We start from the raw sequence: 25,222 nt of genomic DNA, 5'->3' as shown, positions 1-25,222 counted from the left end.
AAAGCCGGAGTGTCATCAGTGTCCCCGCCTTCATAACGGGGACACGAAGGTTTATTTCATACTGCTCAGTAAGGTATCGACATTGTGTTTGAATGCCTGCACGTAGTTCGCTGCCGGCCCCTGCGGCTGGGATAGCGCCTCAGGATACAGCTCACCACCGGCTTTTGCTCCGGTCGCCGCAGCAATCTGCTTCACCAGGCGCGGGTCGGTCTGGTTTTCAATAAAATAGGCGGTCACTTTTTCCTGTTTGATCTGCTTGATCAGACCGGCCACGTCGCTGGCGCTGGCCTCTGCTTCGGTAGAGAAACCGACCGGGGCAAGGAAGGTGACGCCATATTCTTGCCCAAAGTAGCCAAAAGCATCGTGGCTGGTCAGCACCTTACGCTTTTGCTGCGGTACAGCGGCAAACTGCGTTTTGGCCCACAAATCCAGCTTCTGCAACTGTTGGATATACTCTGCGCCGCGCTGGCGGAAATAATTGGCGTCTTCAGGATCGGCGGCAATCAGCGCGTTCATCACGTTAGTGGCGTACTGCGCACCATTTTTCATGCTGTTCCAGGCATGAGGATCGGTGATCTCTTTGCCGTCGTCTTCCATCTGGCGCGAGTTTATTCCCTGTGATGCGGTGATAACCTGCCCTTTATATCCCGAGGCGCTAACCAGCCGATCGATCCAGCCTTCCAATCCCAAACCACTGACGAACACCACGTCGGCCTGTGACAGCACCTTGCTGTCCTTAGGCGAAGGCTCAAAGCTGTGCGGATCGCCGTCCGGCCCCACCAAGGTGGTGACCTTAACGTGCTCCCCCCCTACTTGCTTGACGATATCGCCCAGGATGGAAAAACTGGCAACGGCATCAACGGTTTTCGCCATCGCCAACGGGCTGGACAGCAGAGCAGCGACTGCCAGCGTAATAGGTAAACGTTTCATACTTTCTCCTTGCACATGACACTTCTCAACGGCGCGCCAGGGAAAAGATCCCCCCACGCGTCCCAAACAGAATCGACCCAAAAAAGATCACGCTGGCACTGAGCACAATAGCCGGGCCGGCAGGCAACGAGGCGTAATATGACCATTCCAGGCCGATCAAACTCGATAGCATGCCGATGCCCATCGCCACCGCCAACGTATGTGGCAGATTACGGGCCCAAAAACGAGCGCTGGCGGCGGGCAGCATCATCAGCCCCACCGACATCAAGGTGCCGAGGATTTGGAAACCGGCCACCAAATTGATCACGACTAGCGCCAGAAATAGTCCATGGATCAGTGCCAACCAGCGCGGTGCGCTAACGCGTAAAAAGATGGCGTCGAAAGATTCAATCACCAGAGCGCGATACAGCGCCGCCAGTGCCAACAGCGAAAAACTGGCTATCGCCCCAACCATGAAAATAGCCTGTGTATCTACCGCGAGGATCGAACCAAACAGCACGTGCAGCAAATCGACACTGGAGCCGCGCAGCGAAACCAACGTGACTCCCAACGCCAAGGATCCCAGATAGAAACCGGCGAAACTGGCATCCTCTTTCAACGGCGTGCGGCGGCTGACCAGCCCTGAGAGCATCGCCACGGCGAGCCCGGCGATAAACCCGCCTACGCCCATCGCCACCAGCGACATACCGGAAATCAAATACCCTATGGCGGCACCGGGCAGTACCGCATGCGACAGTGCGTCACCCACCAGGCTCATGCGCCGCAGCAACAAAAAAACGCCCAGCGGCGCGGCGCTGATCGACAAGGCGAAACAGGCCACCAGCGCACGCCGCATAAAGCCAAAGGAAGCAAAGGGATCGATTAATGCCTCAAGCAACATCATTACGCTCCCCACTGCGGCAGAGCGGAGCACTGGCGATATTCAACGCGGGAATGTGTTCCAACACGTTCTCGGCAGCGCCCCAGTGGCAGCACTGTGGCGTCAGCAACAAAGCCTGGGGAAAGTGATTCGCCACCATCGACATATCGTGCAGCACGGCAATCACCGTCTTTCTCTGTTGGTGCAGACGATCAATCACCTGCAACAGCAATTGAATGGTGGCGCTGTCAATGCCGGTAAAAGGTTCATCCAGCAAAATAAGCGGCGCCTGCTGCACCAACAAGCGGGCGAACAATACCCGTTGAAGTTGACCACCGGAAAGTTCGCCGACGGGGCTGCGTGCCATCGAGGTCATACTCACCGCATCCAGCGCCTCGGCAATTTGCCGCGCAGCTCGCTTGTTCAATCCGCCGAACATGCCGCTCAACGGCCAGCTCCCCATGGCCACCAAATCGCTGACCAGGATCGGAAACTGGCGATCCAGCTCCGCCTGTTGGGGCAAATAAGCCATACGCGGTAATTTATTGCCGCTAAAACGCAGGCTCCCGCCCTGCAACGGCAAAAGCCCCGCCACTGTTTTCAGCAACGTAGACTTGCCGGCCCCGTTAACACCGACCACGGCGGTCAGCGATCCCACGGCGAAATGTCCGCTAAGCGGGGGAAACAACGGCGCTCCGCCATAGCCGACTACGGCTTTTTGCAGGGTTATCATGGCAATGCCACCGCCCAATGGATGCCCAACCAAAGCAATGCCAGTAACGCAGCGGCAATGCCGCAACGCAGCCCTGCTGAAGCGGTGAACAGCGAGTTCAATGACGGCAGATCGCCATCTTGTGGTGTGGATGTCAGTTTCATGGCCAAACGAGAGAGGATTTATTGTTACAATATAACATCACAATCATTTCATTCACTCAAGCGCCCGTTCGGGGATTAATGCAACTGAACGTAACAATCAAGCTCTGCTTGCACCGGCAACTCACCGAATTTGACACTCAGGGAGTACTTCTTTCGAGATAGACAGAGAAACATCAGGGTTATTAACCGGTAAACAACGTTGAGATACTGTAAAAAAGCCTCCAGTTAACGAAAAGTTTACCGACGAAGTGATAAAAAAGGAGTAAGATTAATAGATAGATCGCGATACGCTCAGGCATTAAATGCACGTAACTCTTAGCTGCAGCACAATGACGGAAGCACTTTCTGTTAAAAAACTAAAGAAAGTGATTAATGATAAAATATCAGAGCTGGTGCCGGCATTGACCAGCGGATTGAGTTTTTATTCTGAAAACGCGCGCTATACCGAAGGTTCATTAGAAATATTTGATATTCATGAATTGAGCGACAGCCAGTATTCAATGAGTTACCGCTATAAATGGACAATTTTCAATGCCTGTCTGGATATCAGCGCCGAGGAATACATCAGAGAGAGTGTCACTTTCAGCCTGGCCGAGTCGGGGCTAATCTTTGACATCATCGATAACTCCCGCCCATCTACCGCAGATGAATTGTAAGTTTACGTAATAACAGCAGGCCAGACGCGGAGAAATGATTTATATTCATTATATGAGAAGTTTATTTTACCACCGTCATTAAGCTACCTCTGTCCATGATGTAAATCAGCTTACTCACAGAGTGTTATCAACACTGAAATTAAGACTTACGGAGGGGATGATATGGATGAGTATTCGCCTAAAAGGCACGATATTGCTCAGCTGAAATTCTTGTGCGAAAATTTGTATGATGAAGGCATTGCCACGCTGGGCGACAGCCACCACGGCTGGGTGAACGACCCAACGTCTTCCGTCAACCTCCAGCTTAATGAGTTGATTGAACATATTGCTTCGTTTGTGATGAGTTATAAAATTAAATACATGGACGAAAGTGATTTATCGGAGTTAGTCGAGGAATACCTCGATGATACCTACACGCTGTTCAGCAGCTACGGTATCAATGATTCCGATCTGCGTCGCTGGCAAAAAACCAAGGCGCGATTATTCAGAATGTTCTCAGGAGAGGGCGTCTGTACGACAATGAAAACTTAGGGGATAATTATCCCTAAATTGATTCTATTCTACGGTTTATTACACCAAAGGTTATCATGACTAAAATTGATTATCTGATGCGTTTACGTAAATGCACCACGATCGACACCCTTGAACGCGTTATTGAAAAAAATAAGTATGAGCTTTCGGATGACGAGCTGGAGCTGTTTTACTCCGCAGCCGATCACCGTCTGGCTGAGCTCACCATGAATAAGCTATACGATAAAATCCCAACGGCCGTGTGGAAATTCGTTCGTTAATCCTGGCTGAAGCTGCGTTGAGCCGATACATTTGTCGGCCTCAATGTAAAACCTATTCCCGTATTTATCTCATTGACTTACTGCACTTTCATCCGCTGTTGAAAATCCTGCAATAACAATTGGAAACACGCCTCAATTAACACCGGACGATTAGGTTGCGCGCTGCGCATTAACGCCACTGTGCGGCTAAGCATCGGCTGCTGCAGTTGAACGACGGTTAATTCGTCGTCTTTCAAATGAGTGGTGTAAAGCTCGGGTAAAATAGCGACCGCTAATGCGGAACGTACCAATCCGTATAACGTCTCCAGAAAATCCACCTGATAGCGTGCGGTTAAATCCAGACGATGGCTTTCCGCCAAAGCCAATACCAACCGACTGATGTTCCCCTTGGAAAAAACCGCGATATCGCGCCGGGCTAATTGCCGCCACGGCAAATGGTGTGATTCCGCCAGAGGATCGTCACGGCGCATGACCACCACAAAGGGATCTTCCTGCAGGGGGTATATTTCCAGCGACTGCGGCACTGAACTGTCGAGCGCACCGATACCAAAATCAATCAGGCCGTTCTCCAATTGCAGTAGCAGCGAATCATTGGTTTGATCGTGAAACTCTACCCGCAGCCGTGGAAAGTTCGCCGCCAGCAATTGCGGCACGGCCGGAAACAACAGGCGACTGACCGAAGGCACCAACCCGATACGTAAAGTCCCGTCGCCCCCCGCCAACATAATGCGCTGCATATCGTCAAAAGACGCCTGCGCCACATTCAGCAACCGCTCGGCATGCGGCAAAATTGCCGCGCCCTGTTCGGTCAGGGTCACTGCGGAAGCGGTACGGTTCACCAATTTACCGCCCAGCACCAACTCTATCTGCCGCAGCGCGCTACTCAGTGCCGGTTGGCTGATCGCCAAACGGTTCGCGGTATCGGTAAAATGCCGAAGCCGCGCCAGAGTAACGAAATATTGGATCTGCTTCAGAGACAGCGCGGGCAAGCGGCGCCAGGGTTCAGACATGTCAGGTTTCCATTCGCCAACCAAGTAAACGTTTGCGACAGCATAAACGTTTCTTATCAGGCAATAAATTAAATCATCTGTGCAAAGCCTGCCCTCCCCCCTAGAGTAACAACCCTGTCATCATGCCGGGTAATTACCATGACCACTTCTTGTACCAGCGCGGTCGAACGCCGACGCGCGGTGAAGGCCGCATTAGGCCAACTTCCTTTTGATTTATTGCTGACAAACGCCTCGCTGGTCGATATGGCCACCGGTGAAATCCGCAGCGCTGATGTCGGCATCGTTGGCGCACTGATTGCCAGCGTCCATCCCTGCGGCACAATGACCGAAGCCTTGCAGACACAAGATTTGGCCGGCGCTTATCTGAGCCCCGGTCTGATCGACACCCACGTACATGTTGAAAGCTCGCACCTGCCTCCGGAAGGTTACGCCGAAATCGTCGTTGCCCAAGGCACCACCACCATTTTCTGGGATCCGCACGAACTGGCCAACGTGCTCGGCGTTGAAGGCGTGCGTTACGCGGTCGACGCCAGCCGTGGTCTGCCGCTCAGGGTGATCTGCGCAGCACCTTCAAGCGTCCCTTCCACTCCAGGGTTGGAAATGTCCGGCGCTGATTTCGGCGGCCATGAAATGGAAACCATGCTGGCCTGGCCGGAAGTCGGCGGAGTTGCCGAGGTCATGGACATGCACGGCGTGTTGAACGGCAGCGAGCGCATGCTGGATATCCTCAACGCCGGGCTGAACAGCGGCAAGTTAATCGAAGGTCACGCACGTGGGCTGAATGGCGCTCAGCTTCAGGCCTATCTGGCCGCGGGCGTGACGTCCGACCATGAGCTGACCTCCGGAGCCGACGCGCTGGAGAAACTACGCGCTGGACTGACGCTGGAGATCAGAGGCTCTCACCCTTACCTGCTGCCCGAGATCGTTGCAGCGCTGAAAACGTTGCCACACCTGTCCTCGCAGGTCACCGTCTGCACCGACGATGTGCCGCCGGATATGTTGCTGCAAAAAGGCGGCATTGTGGCATTACTCAATATGCTGATCGAGCAGGGGATGTCGGGAACCGACGTATTGCGGATGGCGACACTCAACGCCGCTATTCGCTTGCAACGCAACGATCTCGGGTTGATTGCCGCGGGCCGCATTGCCGATCTGGTGGTCTTTGATTCGCTCACTCAACTGAGTGCAAGGCAGGTCTACGTCGCAGGAAAGCTGATGGCGCAGAACGGAAAAATGCTGACACCGCTCAGTGCAAACCCGAAAGTAACGGTGCCGCGCGATACGCTGCGGCTTCCCCCGCTGGCTGCAACAGATTTCATCTTGAAAGTCCCGGCGATCCGCCACGGTAAAGCCACCCTGCGCCACATTAAAGGCGCGCGTTTTACCCAGTGGAACGAAACCACCGTCGAGGTTCGCGACGGCGAAGTGCAGATTCCGGACGGCTTTAGCCTGATCTGGGTGCAACATCGCCATGGTCGCCACCAGGCCACCCCGCAACTTGCGCTGTTGGAAGGCTGGGGGGAACTGCGCGGTGCCATCGCCACCAGCTACTCACACGACTCGCATAACCTGGTGGTTCTGGGCCGTGACGCAGCCGATATGGCGCGGGCGGCCAATGCCCTGATCGCCTGCGGTGGCGGCATGGCCTTAAGTCAAAACGGGGAAATCCTGGCCCAGGTGGCGATGCCGATTGCCGGCATGCTTTCCGATCTGCCTGCCGCAGAACTGGCACAACAATTTAAAAAACTGCGCGATCTGAGCGCACAAATCGCCGACTGGGAACCGCCCTACCGGGTTTTCAAGGCAATTGAGGGCACCTGCCTGGCGTGCAACGCCGGGCCGCACCTGACCGATCTCGGCCTGACCGACGGCACCACGCGCCAAATTGTCGATCCGCTGATCGCCTGCTGGGAAACCCCGGCGTAAAAATAATCATAATAATGAGATAGCAACGGAGATTGTCTATATGGCTGAAAACTCAGTAAATGCTCCAACACCAGGGGGCTGGCTGCAACGGCGTTTTCAACTGCATGCGCGGCAAAGTAATGTCAAAACCGAATGCCTGGCCGGTATCACCGGTTTTCTGGCTGCGGCCTATTTGTTGGTGGTGATCCCCGGATTGCTGGCCATCGGCGGCATGGATAAGGGGGCAGTGACCACCGGTACCATTCTGGTGTTTGTGATCGGCACCCTGCTTATGGCGTTTTACGGTAATCTGCCGTTTATCGTTGGCCCGGGTATCGGCGGTTCGGTGTTGGTCGGCGTGACGCTGGCGGGCAGTGAAGGCATAGGGTGGCAGATTGGTCTGGGTATCGCCTGCTGGTCCGGCATTTTGTTTTTTGCCCTGACTCGTCTTGGGCTGCGCGAGGTGGTTACCCGCTCGGTGCCGCAGTCCATCAAGCTGGGGCTGACCGCCTCTATCGGATTATTTGTTGCGGTGCTGGGATTTCGTAACGCCGGGCTGGTGCTGGCCAATGCCAAATCCAATGCGCTGATGCTGGGTGACTTCACGGCACCCGGTGCGCTGGTTGCCCTGTGCGGCCTGTTTCTGGCCATTGCCCTACAGGCTCGACGCATCCCCGGCGCGATTTTGTGGGCGATCCTAGTCGCGACCCTGGTGGGGATTCCATTCGGCGTCACGCACCTCCCCGCCAGTCTGATGGCAATGCCACACTCATTGGCCCCAGTGCTCGGTCACGTCGATATGATTGGTGCATTGAATATCGCCTTCCTGCCCTACCTGTTTGTCTTTTTCGCCTCGGAGTTTTTCTCCACCATGGGGACCACGCTCGCCGTCGGCGGTGAAGCCGGATTACTTGACGAACACGGCAACATGCCGCACATCAACCGGCCCTTTATGGTGGATTCTATCGCTGCAGCACTGGGGCCCTGGGTTGGTATACCAGCCGCCACGGCGCTGATCGAATCGTCAGCCGCCGCCGAAGCCGGTGGCAAGACTGGATTAACAGCGCTGGCGGCAGCCATCATGTTCTTGCTGATGCTGCTGTTTACCCCCATTGCCCTGATGATCCCGAAAGAGGCCACTGCACCGGCATTGATCCTGATCGGCCTGAATATGTTCAGTGGATTGCGCAAAGTCGATTTGGCCAACTTTACCGACGGCCTGCCTGTACTGATGATGGTGATGATCACGCTGATTGCCAACAGCTTCGGTACCGGTATCGCCGGTGGACTGCTGTTTTATATCATCATCAAGGTGATTGCCGGCAAATGGCGTGAAGTCCCGGTCGGACTTTATCTGTTGGCTATCCCGCTGGCGTACTACTTCGCTACGTTGGTGAAGCACTGAGGTTAAAGGTTCAAGAGATGTGCTTGCAATATATTAGCACATCTCTTGAATAGTGATAAAACGCCCTCCCACCTATTAAATTTTATTACTCCCCCTCCTTATACATCAAATTCAAACAAATTATTTCACCTATCCACCACACAGCATCGAAAACTAGACGAACAACACCTAATTAATTAACATTTTAACCACTACAAATAAAGGCTTCTAATTAAAACCTGAAATTAAGGGATGGAATATATATTTCCTTAGTAAAAAACAATCTAGAGCAAAGAGGTACTTATGACACAGCAACTCATTTCCAGCATAGAAAATTTAAGAATTCTTGAGCCATCACTGACCGGGCAGCGTGTATTCCTATGTTCTTATTATGACGATAGCAAGACACCTTTTGGTGGTGGTGATTTCTATTATGATGAGACAGATACAAAAACACCTGATGATGCGGGCACCACTATCGTAACTGCAACAGGGAAAAGGTGGAAACGAGTCGAATCACAAAAGAGAGAGTGGTACGCTTCATGGTTTGGCCTGGATCCGAGCTTGCAAGATTGCTCGCCTGCATTACAACGAATTGCCTCCAGCGCGCGAAAAAGAACAGTCATTCTTCCTCAGGCACCCAGAGCCAATCCCATGCGATTGATGAGTCCCATTTATTTTCAGAATAACTGCGGTATTCATCTAATAGGGCATGGAGCAAAAGACAGAACTGTATTTTCTGACATGAGAGGAACTGATAATGAAAACCAAGCATTGCTAAATTTTCCATCTAAAAACAATCCCCTATGGGGCGGATCAGAACAAGGCTATGCTGGCATCATTCTTGAGAATTTTAGTCTCTTGGGTAACCCTTTATACTTGGGTGATGGCCTTTATCTGCAGGCGCAGTATCGCGCAACATACCGCAACATAACCATTGAGGACTTCAATGGTTGCGCATTGTTCATAGATAAATGCCAAGACAGTGTGTTCGATGCGGTCGATATTTGGGGGAGCGGCTCCAGTTCAGGAGATAGGAAAAATCCTGTAGATAGTTTCAATATTTCAAAAACACTAAAAAACCCTATAATGATTAGAAGTAGTTACGGCAGCGATAGGGCCAACTTTCTTCGTTTTAATAACTGTCAGTTTGAAGACAACTGGGTTTGCCCCGTCTTTAGTACTATTGGCGGAATTTGTTGTGAGTTCAACTCTTGCCACATTGAATACAATGCTAACGTTGATGTCACTAATACCAATGGAGGAACTTTCTTCCAAGGAAGTGAAGGAGTTTATACATTTAACGATGGAGGCATAGCTGAATACAGAGTTATCAGCATCGGTCATTGTGAATTATATATGTACAATGTCAGATGCACACCAGGAATTGATTTATCCATGACATCAGGAAGCAATAGTAGAGTTTACATTCATCGTACAAACATCTCCAGCCTATCAGCATTAGCCACCAGCTCATTTAAAGTATTTGATAACTGCATTTTTACCAAAGATATAGCAATTAGTTACCCAGACAACCTTACTTACTTCGACAACTGTGAGTTTCGGGGGAAAGTTACAGGCACAAGTTCATCCAATGGTAATATTGGTGTTTATTTTAAATCCTGTCATTTCTCTAGCGAAATTAACTTTAATAGTGCAGCAAGAAATATTTTCATAATTGGTGGTTATGTCATTGGTGATGTATCCTTTGGTTCTGGTGGTGGGGTATTCAATCCAACAAAACACAATGGGGCTTTGATCCAGAGCAGCGTGGATCCCTACTACATTCAACCCACTAGAAAACAATCCATCGGAGCCAACGCACCGGCTTCCGGCACCTATCGTATTGGAGATATCAGATATAATACAGCACCAACAGCTGGAGCATTTATAGGCTGGATTTGTATCAGCGCTGGTTCACCTGGCGTCTGGAAAGGGTTTGGTGCCATAGCTGCATAATGTGCAACTGCAAGTTATCGCAGCAAGCGGACAATAAGTTTAAAAGTGAGTTCTTTCAGCTATTTCCATCCAAGGGGACTATGCCAAGGCAAGGGCTAGGCTAGAGAAAAGTATGGTGTGACGCTGAAATTGGTGGAGGCCCTGCCAGCTACATCCCGGCACACACGTCACCTGCTGCGGCTGCTTCCTTCCGGATCTGACCGAGTTCACAAGTTAGTGTTGCGGGAGAACCAACAGGGCCCCCATTGACGGCTTCTGGTACTGCGAAGCGGTGGGCATTATCGGTGATGCCCAGCCAAATAGCAAGCCAACCGGGGCCAACCGCTGTTTTCTTACCCACCTCGGCTGTGGCACACTTTGATCTTGGGATTTCGCTGCAGCAGGAACACAGAAATGGAACCAGAAGACGCCTCGTTCAGCCAGCGCGTGTTTCACGTGGTGGCCGCCATTCCTTATGGCAAAGTGACGACCTACGGTGAGGTAGCGCGCCTGACCGGTTCACCACGTGCGGCACGTCAGGTGGGGGGCGTATTGCGTCGCCTACCGGAAGGCAGCAGCCTGCCCTGGCATCGGGTGATTAACCGCCACGGGCAAATTTCGCAGCAGGGGGAGGATTTCCAACGCCAACGTCAGGCATTGCTTGCGGAAGGGATCATTTTTGGCGCCCATAGCACGGTGGATCTGTTGGTTTACGGCTGGCGCTGGTGATAAAAAAACAGCCTTTGGCCGGAGCACAAAGGCTGTTGATAGCTTACGGCTTCAGGACCACCGGATTACGGCATCGCCGTTGGTGTCGCCTGAACCGGAATGCCTTGCACCGGAACCAGCAGCAGGTCGGCACGGGTGCCGTTACGGTTCACCACTTCCTGGATAGTGTCGGTAATAAAGATCAGTTGCCCATTAACCGTGATTGCCGCGCTCAGGATAATGCGCGCATTAGGCTGAATATCGGCCGGGTTGAACGGCAGTACAAAATTAAACGGCGCTTGTTTGCCGTCGGTACGTACCGCACGCTGGGCGATCACTTTAGACGGAGCGTCCGCCAGTGAAGCATCAGAGAGCGTGACGGTCAGTATCGCATCCGGCGGCAGCGCAATGCGCTGGCGAATGTTAACCGAACCAGTCACCGCCGGGCCCTGAATCTGCGTTTGTGCAATCGCCGCGCTTCCCGCCGTTGGAGTAGGCACATTGGCACTCTTCTGGGCACAGCCAGCCAGAGTGAGGGTTAATGCTGCAGCTCCACCTACGATTTGCCAGAGTTTCATGGATCGGTCTCCTTTTTTATTATCAACACGTTGGTGGCTTCCACCACCCCACTCATTAAACTTAGCACAAAACACTGAAAAATCCATTTAACACTGCCTATTAATCACTTACCTCCCTAATAATGTTCAGCATTCAGCCAATTTTCTCTGTGCCATAACGCAATATATTGACGTCTTACCGTGATATTCCGCACACTGAACAAAATGATTATTATAAGGGTAGTAACTTTATGAGCCAGGCACTGCAAAACCTCCTTGATCTGCTGGATCTGGAGAAAATCGAAGAAGGGTTGTTCCGCGGCCAAAGCGAAGATCTGGGGCTCCGTCAGGTATTTGGCGGTCAGGTGGTTGGTCAGGCACTTTATGCCGCCAAACAGACAGTTCCGGCAGAGCGGAGCGTACACTCGTTCCACAGCTATTTTCTGCGCCCAGGCGACAGCAGCAAGCCGATTATCTACGACGTGGAAATCCTGCGCGACGGTAACAGTTTTAGCGCCCGTCGCGTCAGCGCCATTCAACATGGCAAGCCGATTTTCTATATGACCGCCTCTTTCCAGAGCCCGGAAGAAGGGTTTGAACATCAGAACACCATGCCGGATGTGCCACCGCCGGAAGGGCTGATGTCCGAATCGGACATTGCCCAAAAGTTGTCGCACATGCTGCCGGATAAAGTGCGTGAAAAGTTTATCGGGCAGAAGCCGATCGAAATGCGCCCGGTCAAATTCCACAACCCACTGAAGGGCAGCGTGGAAGAGCCGCACCGCTACGTTTGGTTCCGTGCCAACGGCACCATGCCGGACGATCAGCGCATCCACCAATATTTGCTGGGTTACGCGTCAGATTTTAACTTCCTGCCGACGGCGTTGCAGCCACATGGCGTAGGCTTCCTGGAGCCGGGCATGCAGGTGGCAACGATCGACCACTCAATGTGGTTCCACCGCCCTTTCCGCATGGATGACTGGTTGTTGTACGTGGTCGAAAGCACCTCCGCTTCCGGCGCCCGTGGATTTGTACGCGGACAATTTTATACCCGTGACGGTGTTCTGGTCGCCACTACGGTGCAGGAAGGCGTCATCCGCCAGCGCGAAGCCTAAGTAACTCCCCTTCAATGGCATGCCAGCCCGGTTGGCTGGCATTTTTGCTTTGTACCTTCACAAATGGGCCGGTGCCCTGATCAGGCAAAGGCTCCCGGAGCCTAATCCCGCTGGTCTTGCAGCCACTTGATGACTTCAGCGGCCGCTCTGTTCGCAGGGAAAACGGGATAGAACACGTGTTCAATCGTGCCATCCTTGATGATCAGCGTTAAACGCTTAATCAGCCGTATGCCTTCCACGTTCATCGTGGGTAAACGCAAGGCGTCGACCAATACAAACTCAGCATCGCTCAAGATGGGGAAAGTCAGCCTGAGTCGGTCAGACAGCTCTCTCTGATAATCCGTGGTTTGCGTGCTCAACCCAAAAATCCTGATCCCGAAGGCGGCAAACATATCCTTTTCGGCCTGAAACGATAAAGTTTGCGCTGTACAGCCGCGGGCACCAGGGATAGCGTCCCAACCTGCCGGTAAATTGACGTGAGGCACACCGGTCCTCGGATAGGCATAGACGACCGTACGCCCCGGCAAGACTGACAGGTCGACCCTCTCACCAAACGTGGAGTGAAAACGCAGGGCCGGCATTGGCATGCCAACCAGATGATCGGCCGCACCGTCATCCAAGGGGCATGGCAGGTCGTCTGGCAAGAACCCGGGATTGTCCAAGTGATGTATATTCGCCATGCTCTGGCTCCCTATTCAAATAAAAATACTTCCTCATAGTCGGCGAAGCGTTAACGCTTACTTTTTCATCACCGTGGCAAAAGCGTCAGAAAACTCAACCTTATCCCCTTGATTTACCCTACTGAAATCAAGATCCCAGCAGGAATCAAACAGAACTATGACAGTTGACCCCATAGTGAAATAGCCTATCTCGGCACCTTTTTTATAAAACAGACAGTCATTATAAAAAGACTCATGGGTGTAGAGACGGTTATAGTTGACCTTTCCTCCCCAGGCCGTGACTATCCCCCCTACCATAAATGCGCCTACAAAAATAACGGCCATCCTGCCATATTCCGTCATAAACTCACAAATCAGCCGTTCGTTGCCAACATATAACTCTTTATCATTTTTTACATTTTTCTCCCTGACCGATTTAAAATCTCCGGGACAATAAATGGTATTAATCAAGAAACCGTCGAACGGCATATGCACCCTGTGATAATCCTCCGGTGCCAGGTATATATTCGCGAAACTGCCGCCATTGTAGCCCTGCGTCATTTCATTGTTAAAACCAAAAAGCCTGAAGAGGGAATACTCAACTCCCTTGGCTTGCAGTAACGTATTCTCTTTTATCTCGCCCAGGGCCCCCATACGCCCGTCGCAAGACATACAAAGCTCCTTTGAGTTCAATAAATTGACTTTACTCTTTGTTTCCTCGCTGAGCTCTCTGCAAAAAAAGTTCTGGAAGCTGCTGTAGTCCCTGATGTTTTTCTTCTGATATCTTGACAGATCGATTGACTTTGCCTTGCACAGGATGAAAATAAAAAAATAGTGAACGTTAAAAAAACTGGCCTCACTGAGGTGCCGCCCAATAGTGAAGAATGCCGTACGTAACAGCGATAAAAAATCAACGCGTCCTTTCATTTTAACCTTTTCTGCCATGCAGCCTTGGCGACCAGTCTTCAACAGTCCCAGTGAGCAATCTTTTCATAAATAGTTTCCGCCAAGAGGCAACCAAGGGTAATTCCAACATACTGGTCAGGGTTTCTTCATCAAGAGATTTGGTAAAAATAACTTTCATTATCTCCTGCAAACTCCATTTATCATTGGTCCTGTTAATCAAGGTAATTTCATCGCCCAGACCGACATTTCCTTGCTGAATCACCCTGAAATACCAACCTGTGCGGTAGTTAATTTGTAGCATTTCCGAAAAATAGGGAATGTCGAATCTGTCATTTAACTTCCAACAGGGTAATCGACCTTGTGAAACCTCCACTACCGCCGTCCCTATACTAAAAATATCGCCGACAAAGACCTGGCTTTCATCCAAACCGAGCGTACTAAAATTCTCGCCAAATGCGCCGGCATTCTCGAAAAAAGGACAGTCGGGAAATTCTGCCTTCCACTTTTTATAATGTTCCAATGGATAAACGTGTATCGCCTTTTCCGGTCCACCATGTACCTTCAGGTCGCCGATCTCATCACCCTCAATGCCTTCATAACCTACTGAAACCAGATGATTAACCTCTTTTTTGAATATGCCGGTAAAGCTGTCAGGACGAGTGAAAGGAACCACTTTTCCTACGTAAACAGAATTCACTATTCCTTTCATCGCTATCTCTCATAATTACGTATTAATACAAACAAATAAAACAAACAGTACAAACCAAGGCCATTATAGAAAAAGCACTTGATAATGCAATTAATATAAGGTCAATAAAAACAATGCATTACTTAAAAATGGGAAATATCGTTAAAAAAGAAAAAGGGCGATGTCTCCATCGCCCTTTCTGCATCATCATTATTTTTCGAGTTATTTAGCGCACTGCCCTTCTTCAAGGCTTATTGGTTGTAGGCACTCTCACCATGGCTGTTGACGTCCAGACCTTCGCGCTCCTGCTCTTCCGGTACGCGCAGCCCGACGATAGCACCTGCCACTTTGAAGGCAATGAAGGCGGCCACTCCGGACCACACCAGCGTGATCACCACGCTCAACAGCTGGATCCATACCTGATGCCCCATGGTAACGCCTTCCGCGTACCCGGTTCCGCCCAGCGAGGCGGAGGTGAACACGCCGGTCAGCAAGCAGCCGACGATGCCGCACACGCCATGCACGCCGAACACATCGCAGGTGTCGTCCACTTTCAGCCATTTCTTCAGCGTGACCACGCCCCACAGACCGGCAATACCGCCGACCAGGCCGATAATCAACGCCCCGCCAACCCCTACGGTACCCGCAGCCGGCGTGATGGCAACCAACCCGGCGATACAGCCGGAACAGGCACCCAGCAGAGAAGGTTTACCGCGCACAATCCACTCGGCAAAAGTCCACGAAAGAATAGCGCCAGCGGTCGCCACTACGGTGTTCAGGAAAGCCAGGGCCGCAATGCCGTTAGCCGCGCTGGCGGAACCGGCGTTAAAGCCGAACCAGCCGATATACAGGATGGAAGCGCCGGTAAATACCATCGGCAGGTTATGCGGTTTGAAAGCTTCCTTACCGAAACCGGCACGCTTGCCCAGCAGATAAGCGCCAACCAGGCCGGCACTTGCCGCATTGATATGCACCACGGTGCCGCCGGCAAAGTCCAGCGCGCCATCAGCGGCCAGGAAGCCACCTCCCCACACCATGTGGGCAATCGGCAGGTAGGAAATGGTGAACCAGATAGCGGCGAAGATCACCACCGCCGAGAAACGGATGCGTTCGGCAAAGCCCCCCACCACCAGCGCAACGGTGATACAAGCGAATGAACACTGGAACGCCACGTGGATCATCTGGCTAAAGGTTCCGGTAACGCTGTCGATACCTATGCCTTTCAGCATTGCCGTCTGGAAACCGCCGAAGAAGGCATTGCCTTCGCTGAAGGCCAGGCTGTAGCCGTAAAGGACCCACAACACGCACACCAAAGCAAAGGTGACGGTGACCTGGGTCAACATGGAGAGCACGTTTTTGGAACGCAGCAAACCACCGTAAAACAGAGCGACACCCGGCAAGGTCATGAACAGCACCAAAGCGGTGCAAATCATCATGAAGGCGTTGTCAGCCTTGTCTGCGACCGCCGGAGCGGCCAGGGCCAAAGAAGGAACCATGGTTACCGTACTCAGGCCCAACATGGATAAAAGTTTTTTCATTATCAATCCATCCCCATTACTTTACTGAGCCTGTGATTACAGTGCTGCTTCGTCTGTTTCGCCGGTGCGAATGCGAATGACACGTTGCAATTCGGCAACGAAAATTTTGCCGTCACCGATTTTGCCGGTGTAGGCCGCTTTGCTAATCACATCAACCACTTCATCCAACTGATCGTCGGCGATGGCGATGTCGATTTTTACTTTAGGTAAGAAGTTGACGCTGTATTCGGCTCCACGATAGAGCTCAGCGTGTCCCTTTTGGCGACCAAAGCCTTTTACTTCGCTTACGGTCAGCCCCTGAATGCCTACAGAGGATAGGGCTTCACGCACGTCCTCCAGCTTGAATGGTTTAATCACCACGGTCACCAGCTTCATATTGCCCCTCCACGAATTAAGCCCAAACTCACCCCGGTACGAGACTTATAAAGCAAAGGCTATGCCACAAATGGTTTTGTACGCAGATTCAGCAAATTAACCGGCAGGATAGGGATCTGACATGCAGCGATCGGCTGGGAACGCGCGAACATCTGATGAACTGATTAAATATTGCGCACTATTTTGGTGCGTGACGCGTCGAAAAAGTGCAGTGAAAGGGATTTAAAAAGGATCTGTGCCTGTTTGTGGTGCGTGGCGCTCAAGAAATAAGGGGGCCGTGGCCCCCTGAGATCATGCGGTTGGTATTTCTTCGCGACTGGCAGCGGCCAATTCTTCGCCCACCAGTTGCAGCTGGTACATCTGGAAGTAACGCCCCTGCTGAGCCAACAGTTGCTGATGATTGCCCTGCTCGACAGCCTGGCCCCGATGCAGAACCAGAATAGAGTCGGCATCCACAATGGTCGACAATCGGTGAGCGATCACCACCAGCGTGGTATGTTCACGGATCAGGCGCAGTGCACGCTGAATCGCTTGTTCGGTGCCTGAATCGATGTTGGCGGTCGCTTCGTCGAGGATCAGGATTTGTGGCGCCTGCACCAACACCCTGGCCATCGCCAAGAGCTGTTTCTGCCCCACCGACAGGTTGTTCCCCTGCTCGCCCAGCCGGGTGTGAATACCCTGCGGGAAACCACGTACCAGCTCAGCCAATTGCACCGTTTCCAGCGCCTGCCACACTGTCTCTTCACTGATGTTACGGCCCAGCGTCACGTTGGCCAGCACCGATTCGGCGATCACCACCGGATCCTGCTGCACCATTGCCACCCCCTGCCGCAACGTGCGATGCGACAGGCTGGCCAACGGACGACCATCAAGACGGACTTCGCCCTGGTTGACCGGGTAATATCCCATCAGCAGGTTGGCCAGCGTGCTCTTGCCGCTGCCGGTATGGCCCACCAGCGCCACAAACCCCCGCGACGGCACCGACAGCGAAATATGCTGCAGCACCTTTTTGTCATCGCGGTAGGCAAAGCTCAGGTCTTCAATATCGATGCGGCCACTCTCCAGCGGGCGATCGTCCGTTCCATAGCTCTGTTGACGGCGATCCATCAGTTCGAAAATACGCTCGCCGGCCACCACCGCCTGCTGCAGAATCGACTGCTGCGACGTCAGTTCGATCAACGGCTCATTCAAACGCCCAAGGTAGTTGATAAAAGCATAGAGCACGCCCACGCCAATGGTGCCCTCGCCGCTGAAGCCGAACAGCATCAGCAGGCCGCACAGCACCAACGCCGAAAACAGGCTGAGCAGCGGACGCAGCAGGAAACCATCCAGCCGCAGAGTCTGCATACGTGCAGTGTAGTGCGAACGGCTGGCGGCACTCATGCGTTCGCCAAAGCGGATCTGCTGGCGGAACTGCTGGATCACGCCCATGCCGTTGATCACTTCGTTAAAGCCGTCGTTGATGTCTGCCAGATAGCTGCGTACCCGACGCACAATCGGGATGCTGTAGTATTGGTAAATGCCCATCACCACAAACACCGCCGGGAAGATGCAGACTGCCACCAGCGCCATGCGCCAGTCCAGGCTGAACATCGCCACCAGCATGGCGCCAATCAGCGCAGCGCTTTTCAGTACGGTGGACACTACCATGACGTACAGGTCTTTAATCACCTCGGTGTCATTGGTCACTCGCGAGATCAACTGCCCCACCGGTTGCGTATCAAAGGCGCTAAGCGGCTGACGCAACGCGGCGTCCATCACGTCGGTACGCAGGCGTTGAACCACTCCGACCGCGGCCTGGTTGAACAACAACGCTTGAAAATAGTGCAGCGCCGCCGCCAACAGCTCCAGCAGAACATAGGCCGCCGCCAGTCCGCAGACAATCATCAGCGGTAACTGGCCTTTAGCGACGTAGTTATCGATAAAATAACTGACCAGGATCGGCCCGGCGACTTCCGCCGCTGCCGCAACCCACAGCATCAACACCGCCAGGCCCAAAGGTTTGCGGTACGGCGATCCATAAGCCAGCAACCGTTTCAACGTCGGCCACAGCTTTTGCATCTTATTCATTGGCTAGCATCTCCTCGCCGCTTTCCGGTGCCTCATCCAGCGCCGCTTCCAATTGCTGATAGCGGTACATATCGCGGTACCAGCCCGGTTGAGCCGCCAGAGACGCATGTTCGCCACGCTGAGCCACGCCGCCGTGTTGTATCACCAGAATTTCGCTGGCTTCGGTCAACGCCGAAAGCCGGTGCGCGCTGATAATCACCGTCCGGTTTTGCCCCCAACTGCGCAGGTTGTGCAGGATCTGATGTTCGGTTCGACCATCTACCGCCGACAACGCATCGTCGAGGATCAGGATTTCTGCATCCAGTAACAATGCACGGGCAATAGAAATACGCTGTTTCTGGCCGCCGGACAGCATCACGCCACGCTCGCCCACTTCGGTTTCATAGCCTTGCGGCAGGCGCATAATGTCTTCATGCACGCTGGCCAACTGGGCCGCACGCTCAATCTGTTCCTGCGTCGCCCCCGGATTCCCCAGCGCAATATTGTTGGCCACGCTGTCCGAGAACAAGAATGGCGTCTGGCTAACCACAGACAGTCGCGAGCGCCAGTCGTCGAGCTTCACCTGGGTCAGCGGCAGTCCCTGATAGCTGATCTGGCCATCATCCACATCAAACTGGCGCTGGATCAACGACAGCAACGTCGACTTACCGGCACCGGTTGGGCCGCACAGGCCGAGCATCTGGCCCGGCTCCAGCTTCAACGTGACATCGTGCAGCGCCGGGTGGTGATTGCCAGGATAGTGGAAGGATCGGATATCGACGGCCAGGCTGCCACGCCCCGCCGGCAATGGATGCTCGCCGTCGGTCACTGCCGGCGCTTCCTCCAGCAAGCTGCGAATGCGACCGTATGCCGCACTGCCGCGCTCAACAATGTTGAACATCCAGGCCAGCGCCAGCATCGGCCAAATCATCAGGCCGAGGTACATTACAAAGCTGGTCAGTTGCCCAAGCGTCAGGGTGCCATTGACCACCATCCAGCTGCCACCGCCAATAGCCAACAGATTGGCGGTACCGATAGCGATATAAATCGTCGGGTCGAAACGCGCATCCACCCGCGCTACGTGCATATTTTTGGCACCGGTTTGGGCGGCCACTTCGGCAAATTGATTGGATTGGTGATCCTCCAGACCAAACGCCTTGATCATGCGGATGCTGGTCATGCTTTCCTGCGCCTGATCGTTCAGGCTGGAGAACGCCGCCTGTGCCGATTTAAAGCGCTGATGCAACTGATCGCCGTAATACTTGATAACGATCGCCATGATAGGCATAGGGATCAACGACAGCAGGGTCAGCTGCCAGCTAATTTGGGTGCTCATCACCACCAGCACCGCCAAGCCCATCACCAGCGAATCGACCAGTGTCAGCACCCCTTCACCGGCAGCGAAAACGACCCGATCGACATCGTTGGTGGCGCGAGCCATCAGATCGCCGGTACGGTGGCGCAGATAAAAAGCCGGGTTCTGGCGGCTGAGCTGGCGATAGAAATTTTCACGCAGTTCGACAGCAAGCTGATAAGACGCGCCAAACAGCAACACTCGCCATACGTAGCGCAGCAGGTACACCACTACGGCTGTGCCGAGCATCAGCCCCAACCATGCCATCAGCACGCCGCCGGACATCTGTTTTTCGGTAATCCCGTCGACAATGATCCCCACCAGCTTGGGTGGCAACAGCTGCAGAATGGCAATGATGATCAGCAGCACCACTGCCCCCAGGTAGCGGCGCCACTCGCGGCGGAAGTACCAGCCGATTTGAGTAAATAATCTCACGCAGTTTTATTCCAGGATGTAGATGTAATAGTTTTTTCTCTCGATCTGCCTCAGCAGAGTAGGATACCACCGTTACTTTGCCAGTTTGGTGAACTTTTCACTCAGGAACCGGCAGGGCGGTGGTGTATTTGATTTTTTCCATCGCGAAGCTGGAAGTGACGTCAATCAACCCCGGAACCCCGTTCACCAGTCGCTTGTAAAAGCTGTCGTAGCTCTTCATATCCGCCACTTCCACCTGCATCAGGTAATCGTACTCCCCCGCCATGCGGTAAAATGCCAGCACCTCCGGCATCTGCTTGGTCAGTTGCACGAACTTCTGATACCACTCGCTGCTGTGCTGCTGGGTTTTGATCAGCACAAATGCCGTCAGGCCCAACCCGAGCTTTTCATTATCCAGCAGCGCGACCCGCCCACGGATATAACCTTCTTCTTCCAGCCGCTTCAGCCTTTTCCAGCAAGGCGTCGACGTCAGATTGACCGCATCGGCCAGCGCCTGCAGCGGCTGGGTGCAGTCCTGTTGCAGCATGCACAGTAATTTACGGTCTGTTTTATCTAACATATCGTCAACCAGGAGAAAATTTTTCTCTCATTAAGCGATTAAACAGGAAAAATGGCAATCCTTTTTTCCCGGCGGCAGGCTATATTATGCAGCAAATAAGCCCCCTATTCTGAGACCAGACGATGACAAACTCTTGGGTAAAATATGCTATCGGTGAAATAGAAGCGGATTTCCAACGCTCCGCCGACACGCACCTGATCCGCCTGAACCTGCCTGAATTTCCCGGCGTCTGTTTGTACCTGAAGGATGAAAGCACTCATCCTACCGGCAGCCTGAAACATCGGCTGGCACGCTCGCTGTTTCTTTATGGCCTGTGTAACGGCTGGATCACCGAGAACACCACGATTATCGAGGCGTCTTCGGGCAGCACCGCCGTGTCCGAAGCTTACTTCGCCCGGCTGATTGGCCTGCCGTTCATTGCCGTGATGCCTTCCTGCACGGCACGCCGCAAGGTTGAGCAAATTGCGTTTTACGGCGGCCGCTGCCATTTCGTCGATCACGCGGCGCAGATTTACGCGGTTTCCGAACAGTTGGCGCAAGAACTGAATGGCCACTATATGGATCAGTTCACCTACGCCGAACGCGCCACCGACTGGCGCGGCAATAATAACATCGCCGACAGCATCTTCCGCCAGATGTCACGCGAACCCTTCCCGATCCCGAAACATATCGTGATGAGCGCGGGCACCGGCGGGACCTCCGCAACGCTGGGACGCTATATTCGCTATCAGGGGCACGACACGCATCTGACGGTCGTCGATCCGGAGAACTCGGTATTCTATGATTGTTTCCACCAGCGCGATCGTACCCTGATCGGCAGCTGCGGCAGCAGAATCGAAGGTATCGGCCGCCCGCGCGCCGAACCCTCGTTTATCCCGTCGGTGGTCGACAGCATGTTGCGCGTTCCGGACGCGGCCAGCGTTGCTACCATTCATTGGCTGGAAACGGTGCTGGGCCGTAAAGTGGGCGCCTCCACCGGCACTAACGTGTGGGGGGCGCTGCAATTGGCGAAGCAGATGCGGGAAAACGGCGAGCAGGGTTCTATCGTCACCCTACTGTGCGACAGCGGTGAGCGCTATCTGGATACCTACTACAACCCTGAATGGGTGAGAAACAATATCGGCGATCTGACCCCGTATCTGGCGCAACTGGCAGACTTGTGATCGCGCCCGTCAGGCGAAAAAAAGCCGGGTAAGTCATACCCGGCCGGCTGCCAATAAAGCCTCATAATTCGGGGGAATAGGTGAGGTAAGGTGAACGCAGCCAATGTTGCAAATAGTGGGCCACCGCCTGCTGTTCGCAGTGGCCGATAACCTGTAGTTGTGGCAGTGAAGACTTCAGTTGCGGCAGGGCATTGCCCATCACCACGCCGTGCCCTACCGTCGCCAGCATTTCCTTGTCGTTCATGGCATCGCCAAACGCCATGCAGTCCGCCATCTTCAGTCCCAGATGGCGGCTCAACGTATCCAGCGCGGTGCCCTTGTTACACCCCATCGGCAACACCTCCAGGCATTCGTAGGCAGAGAAACAGAGATCAACGCGTGTTCCAAACTGTTCTCGTAGCTGAATCTGCAGCTTAAGCAGTTCCACATGTGGTCCAACAAAGCACACCTTGCTGTTGCCGAATGCCGGTAAACGACGCACTTCGGTAAGCTGATAACGGAAGCCGCTCAGATGGTGAGCCCGCAACATTTCTTCCGGTACCGCGAACTCGGTCATCCAGCCTTCGTCACGGAAGACGTGCATACTGGCAACCGTGCGCCAATGGGTGTGCAGCACCTCTTCGGCAATGTCGGCTGGCAAATCGGTGGCGTGAAGCTGTTGCCCCTGATAATCGTAAACCCTCGTACCGTTGCCGGTAATCAAATAGCCCTGCAGGCCCAGCTGCGCCATGATCGGCTGCGCGTCCAGGTAGTGACGCCCGGTAGCGAAGGTGACAACCATCTGCCGTTCAACCAGTTGCTTTAGCACCGCCAGAGTTTCCGGCCCGACCCGGTGATCCGGTGTCAACAATGTGCCATCCATATCAAAAGCCGCCAGGCGATACATAAAGACCTCATGAATGTGAACGCGATTACAGTCCCTGCAGTATGAGATGGTATTTGCGGAAGTAATAGTGAACAATTCTGGAAAACTGTTCCGGATTTCCATCATGCGCCTGACCCATCGTCTCAGCCAGTATCAACGCCTGTATCAACAGCTCGGCGCTGCGCCGGTGGCCATCACCATCGGCGAACTGGCAGCCCTGTTCTATTGCAGCGAACGCCATGCCCGCACGCTGGTACAACAGTTGCAGGATCAGGGCTGGCTAAGCTGGCAGTCACAGCCCGGTCGCGGCAAGCGGGCACGCCTGCAGTGCTTGAAAACCCCAGACGAGCTGCGCGCCGCCCACTTGCAACGCTTGCTGCATGACGGCGATCACCAGGGCGCGTTGGAAATGGCGCAGCTGGCGCCGCAGCATTTGCAGGAGTTGCTCAGCCCGCATCTCGGCGGCCAGTGGCAGGCAGGTAGCCCGACGCTACGTATCCCCTATTACCGTACGCTGGAATCTCTGGATCCACTGACCCTGACCGGCCGCGCTGAACAACATTTGGTTGCCACCCTGCATGCCGGCCTGACACGCTTCATTACCGGCAATCCTGAACCACAATCCGATCTGGCCCATCACTGGCAAATCAGCCATGACGGCCTGCGCTGGCAGTTCTTCCTGCGTAGCCAATTGCGCTGGCATAACGGTGAAATGCTGACCGGCCAGCAGCTGTTGCAAACGCTGGAAAAGCTGCAACGACACCCTCGCAGCCGCCCCAGCCTGGCCAACGTTACGGTCATCAGCCTGCCGCATGCACTGTGCCTGCAGTTTGATTTACAGCATCCCGACTACTGGTTGGCACATCGACTGGCAGAGTTACCCTGCCTGCTGACCCACCCGGAAGCCGCAGGCATTGGCGCTGGCCCTTTCAAACTGACGCTGAACGAGGCGCATCTGGTACGGCTGGAACAGCACCCGTTTTACCATTTGCAGCATCCTTATCTTGAGAGCATCGAGTATTGGATCACCCCGGAGCTGCAGGTCGACGCAGCTTACACCAGTTGCCAGCACCCGGTGCGCATAACCATCGGCCGGCAGGAAGAGATGGCGCTGGCACGGCCGGTGCAACGCAGCATGAGCCTGGGCTGGTGCTATCTGGCCGTGAATTTGAAACACGGCGTGCTCAACGAAGCCCAGGGCCAAAAACTGTTGATGTTGATCCAGCAATCTGGCCTGTTGGCCAATCTGCCGGTACCGAACAGCGTCATCACCCCCAGCCACGAAATGCTGCCTGGCTGGGCCATCCCTCGGCATCAGGTCGATGATGAGATAGCCCTTCCCGCCAAATTGACGCTGCTTTATCGGCCACCGGTAGAACTGGAAACGGTCACAGTAGCTCTGCAACAACTGCTGGCGCGCCACGGCTGCGAGCTGGAACTGCGTTATTACGCGGGGAAACGCTGGCAAAGCGCCGAACAAATCGAGCAGGCCGACCTGCTGCTGGCGGATAACCTGATCGGTGAGTCACCGGAAGCGACGCTGGAAAGCTGGCTGCGGCAAGATACGCTGTGGCGAGGTATTCTGCCCGACGATCGCTGGCGACATCAGCAGCAGACGCTGCAGCAGATCCAACAGTTGCCTGCGCAGCAACCGCGTTATGAGCAGTTGAAAGAGTATTATCAGCAGTTGATGAGGGCGGCGATCATCACGCCCCTGTTTCACTATCAGTATCAAATCAGCGCACCGCCGCGCATTCATGGGGTTACCCTGACCGCCCATGGCTGGTTCGATTTCTGCCAGGCCTGGCTGCCGACGCCGCTGGACTCGACCGAGCCGCTTTCCCCAGACTTAATGGGCCCGGCCCAGCGGTAACCCGCTATTTCTGCTACCATTGCTGCCGC

The 25,222-nt window shown here is 53.7% G+C and carries 25 protein-coding genes and 1 other RNA gene; 10 read left to right on the top strand and 16 right to left on the bottom strand.

Going from position 1 to position 25,222, the window contains the following annotated elements:
* Positions 1-51 precede the first annotated feature (51 nt).
* The 4 genes from H5P17_RS05790 to H5P17_RS05775 are packed head-to-tail and all read right to left on the bottom strand — an operon-like array spanning position 52 to position 2,665.
* Positions 52-930, bottom strand: coding sequence for a metal ABC transporter substrate-binding protein (locus H5P17_RS05790; RefSeq protein ID WP_044548723.1), 879 nt, complete (start codon positions 928-930; stop codon positions 52-54).
* A 25-nt stretch (positions 931-955) separates the two neighbouring features.
* Positions 956-1,813: a metal ABC transporter permease gene (locus tag H5P17_RS05785; RefSeq protein WP_044548722.1), complete on the bottom strand. Its 858-nt coding sequence runs from the start codon at positions 1,811-1,813 to the stop codon at positions 956-958.
* Positions 1,800-2,522 carry a metal ABC transporter ATP-binding protein gene (locus H5P17_RS05780; protein ID WP_044552824.1) on the bottom strand — a complete coding sequence of 241 codons (723 nt, stop codon included), beginning with the start codon at positions 2,520-2,522 and terminating at the stop codon, positions 1,800-1,802. The genes H5P17_RS05785 and H5P17_RS05780 overlap by 14 nt, the downstream gene beginning before the upstream one ends.
* Entirely contained in the window at positions 2,519-2,665 is a 147-nt protein-coding gene (locus H5P17_RS05775; RefSeq protein ID WP_182821803.1) for a hypothetical protein, read from the bottom strand. Before H5P17_RS05775 ends, H5P17_RS05780 begins: the two co-directional genes overlap by 4 nt.
* Before the next feature lie 329 nt (positions 2,666-2,994).
* Between H5P17_RS05775 and H5P17_RS05770 the strand changes: the two genes are divergently transcribed.
* The 3 genes from H5P17_RS05770 (at position 2,995) to H5P17_RS05760 (ending at position 4,112) form a co-directional block, all read left to right on the top strand.
* Positions 2,995-3,321, top strand: coding sequence for a hypothetical protein (locus H5P17_RS05770; protein WP_182821801.1), 327 nt, complete (start codon positions 2,995-2,997; stop codon positions 3,319-3,321).
* Between the two features lie 162 nt (positions 3,322-3,483).
* Complete coding sequence (tomB, locus tag H5P17_RS05765) at positions 3,484-3,852, top strand: Hha toxicity modulator TomB (RefSeq protein ID WP_044548720.1); 369 nt, start codon at positions 3,484-3,486, stop codon at positions 3,850-3,852.
* 56 nt (positions 3,853-3,908) lie between these two features.
* On the top strand, positions 3,909-4,112 hold the full coding sequence (locus H5P17_RS05760) for an HHA domain-containing protein (RefSeq protein ID WP_044548719.1): 204 nt from the start codon (positions 3,909-3,911) through the stop codon (positions 4,110-4,112).
* Between the two features lie 77 nt (positions 4,113-4,189).
* On the opposite strand, the gene H5P17_RS05755 is transcribed toward H5P17_RS05760, so the two are convergent.
* Positions 4,190-5,122, bottom strand: a complete 933-nt coding sequence (locus H5P17_RS05755; protein ID WP_182821799.1) for a LysR family transcriptional regulator — start codon at positions 5,120-5,122, stop codon at positions 4,190-4,192.
* Between the two features lie 138 nt (positions 5,123-5,260).
* On the opposite strand from H5P17_RS05755, the gene H5P17_RS05750 reads away from it, so the two are divergent.
* The 3 genes from H5P17_RS05750 to H5P17_RS05740 all read left to right on the top strand — a co-directional run bounded on the left by H5P17_RS05750 (position 5,261) and on the right by H5P17_RS05740 (position 10,370).
* Entirely contained in the window at positions 5,261-7,048 is a 1,788-nt protein-coding gene (locus tag H5P17_RS05750; RefSeq protein ID WP_182821798.1) for an adenine deaminase C-terminal domain-containing protein, read from the top strand.
* Positions 7,049-7,088: 40 nt separating this feature from the next.
* Entirely contained in the window at positions 7,089-8,432 is a 1,344-nt protein-coding gene (locus tag H5P17_RS05745; protein WP_044548716.1) for an NCS2 family permease, read from the top strand.
* A 282-nt stretch (positions 8,433-8,714) separates the two neighbouring features.
* A complete protein-coding gene (locus tag H5P17_RS05740; protein WP_182821796.1) occupies positions 8,715-10,370 on the top strand; it encodes a hypothetical protein in 1,656 nt (551 codons plus the stop codon).
* A gap of 139 nt (positions 10,371-10,509) precedes the next feature.
* Here H5P17_RS05740 and ffs read toward each other — a convergent pair.
* Positions 10,510-10,606: signal recognition particle sRNA small type (ffs, locus tag H5P17_RS05735), an RNA gene on the bottom strand.
* Positions 10,607-10,763: 157 nt separating this feature from the next.
* Here ffs and H5P17_RS05730 point away from each other — a divergent pair.
* Positions 10,764-11,078 (top strand): MGMT family protein, encoded by a 315-nt coding sequence (locus tag H5P17_RS05730; protein ID WP_182821794.1) that lies wholly within the window; start codon positions 10,764-10,766, stop codon positions 11,076-11,078.
* A 65-nt stretch (positions 11,079-11,143) separates the two neighbouring features.
* Here the strand turns inward: H5P17_RS05730 and H5P17_RS05725 are convergent, their stop codons facing one another.
* Positions 11,144-11,635 (bottom strand): YbaY family lipoprotein, encoded by a 492-nt coding sequence (locus H5P17_RS05725; protein WP_044548713.1) that lies wholly within the window; start codon positions 11,633-11,635, stop codon positions 11,144-11,146.
* A gap of 230 nt (positions 11,636-11,865) precedes the next feature.
* Between H5P17_RS05725 and tesB the strand changes: the two genes are divergently transcribed.
* Positions 11,866-12,729 carry an acyl-CoA thioesterase II gene (gene tesB, locus H5P17_RS05720; protein WP_020825508.1) on the top strand — a complete coding sequence of 288 codons (864 nt, stop codon included), beginning with the start codon at positions 11,866-11,868 and terminating at the stop codon, positions 12,727-12,729.
* A 101-nt stretch (positions 12,730-12,830) separates the two neighbouring features.
* Here the strand turns inward: tesB and H5P17_RS05715 are convergent, their stop codons facing one another.
* The 8 genes from H5P17_RS05715 to H5P17_RS05680 all read right to left on the bottom strand — a co-directional run bounded on the left by H5P17_RS05715 (position 12,831) and on the right by H5P17_RS05680 (position 21,292).
* Positions 12,831-13,409, bottom strand: a complete 579-nt coding sequence (locus H5P17_RS05715; RefSeq protein ID WP_182821792.1) for a peroxiredoxin — start codon at positions 13,407-13,409, stop codon at positions 12,831-12,833.
* Positions 13,410-13,466: 57 nt separating this feature from the next.
* Entirely contained in the window at positions 13,467-14,315 is an 849-nt protein-coding gene (asd, locus tag H5P17_RS05710; protein WP_182821790.1) for an archaetidylserine decarboxylase, read from the bottom strand.
* A gap of 1 nt (position 14,316) precedes the next feature.
* The gene (locus tag H5P17_RS05705; protein ID WP_182821788.1) at positions 14,317-15,003 is read right to left on the bottom strand and encodes an MOSC domain-containing protein; all 687 of its coding nucleotides are present in this window, start codon (positions 15,001-15,003) and stop codon (positions 14,317-14,319) included.
* Positions 15,004-15,233: 230 nt separating this feature from the next.
* On the bottom strand, positions 15,234-16,520 hold the full coding sequence (gene amtB, locus H5P17_RS05700; protein WP_020825504.1) for an ammonium transporter AmtB: 1,287 nt from the start codon (positions 16,518-16,520) through the stop codon (positions 15,234-15,236).
* Between the two features lie 36 nt (positions 16,521-16,556).
* Entirely contained in the window at positions 16,557-16,895 is a 339-nt protein-coding gene (gene glnK, locus H5P17_RS05695) for a P-II family nitrogen regulator (RefSeq protein WP_012005549.1), read from the bottom strand.
* Between the two features lie 291 nt (positions 16,896-17,186).
* Positions 17,187-18,965, bottom strand: coding sequence for a multidrug efflux ABC transporter permease/ATP-binding subunit SmdB (gene smdB, locus H5P17_RS05690; RefSeq protein ID WP_182821786.1), 1,779 nt, complete (start codon positions 18,963-18,965; stop codon positions 17,187-17,189).
* Positions 18,958-20,733: a SmdA family multidrug ABC transporter permease/ATP-binding protein gene (locus H5P17_RS05685; RefSeq protein WP_182821784.1), complete on the bottom strand. Its 1,776-nt coding sequence runs from the start codon at positions 20,731-20,733 to the stop codon at positions 18,958-18,960. Before H5P17_RS05685 ends, smdB begins: the two co-directional genes overlap by 8 nt.
* Before the next feature lie 97 nt (positions 20,734-20,830).
* Positions 20,831-21,292, bottom strand: coding sequence for an Lrp/AsnC family transcriptional regulator (locus H5P17_RS05680; RefSeq protein ID WP_182821783.1), 462 nt, complete (start codon positions 21,290-21,292; stop codon positions 20,831-20,833).
* A gap of 122 nt (positions 21,293-21,414) precedes the next feature.
* On the opposite strand from H5P17_RS05680, the gene H5P17_RS05675 reads away from it, so the two are divergent.
* Entirely contained in the window at positions 21,415-22,455 is a 1,041-nt protein-coding gene (locus H5P17_RS05675) for a PLP-dependent cysteine synthase family protein (RefSeq protein WP_182821781.1), read from the top strand.
* A gap of 61 nt (positions 22,456-22,516) precedes the next feature.
* Here H5P17_RS05675 and cof read toward each other — a convergent pair whose 3' ends face one another.
* Entirely contained in the window at positions 22,517-23,341 is an 825-nt protein-coding gene (gene cof / locus H5P17_RS05670) for an HMP-PP phosphatase (RefSeq protein WP_182821779.1), read from the bottom strand.
* 103 nt (positions 23,342-23,444) lie between these two features.
* Here cof and H5P17_RS05665 point away from each other — a divergent pair, with 103 nt between their 5' ends.
* A complete protein-coding gene (locus H5P17_RS05665) occupies positions 23,445-25,193 on the top strand; it encodes an SgrR family transcriptional regulator (protein WP_182821853.1) in 1,749 nt (582 codons plus the stop codon).
* Positions 25,194-25,222 lie beyond the last annotated feature (29 nt).

Origin of the sequence: Serratia sp. OS31 (genome assembly GCF_014164835.1) — a bacterium.
Taxonomy (GTDB): domain Bacteria; phylum Pseudomonadota; class Gammaproteobacteria; order Enterobacterales; family Enterobacteriaceae; genus Serratia; species Serratia liquefaciens_A.
The sequence above is the reverse complement of the archived record's forward strand: the minus strand, read 5'-3'. Positions and strand labels throughout refer to the sequence as shown.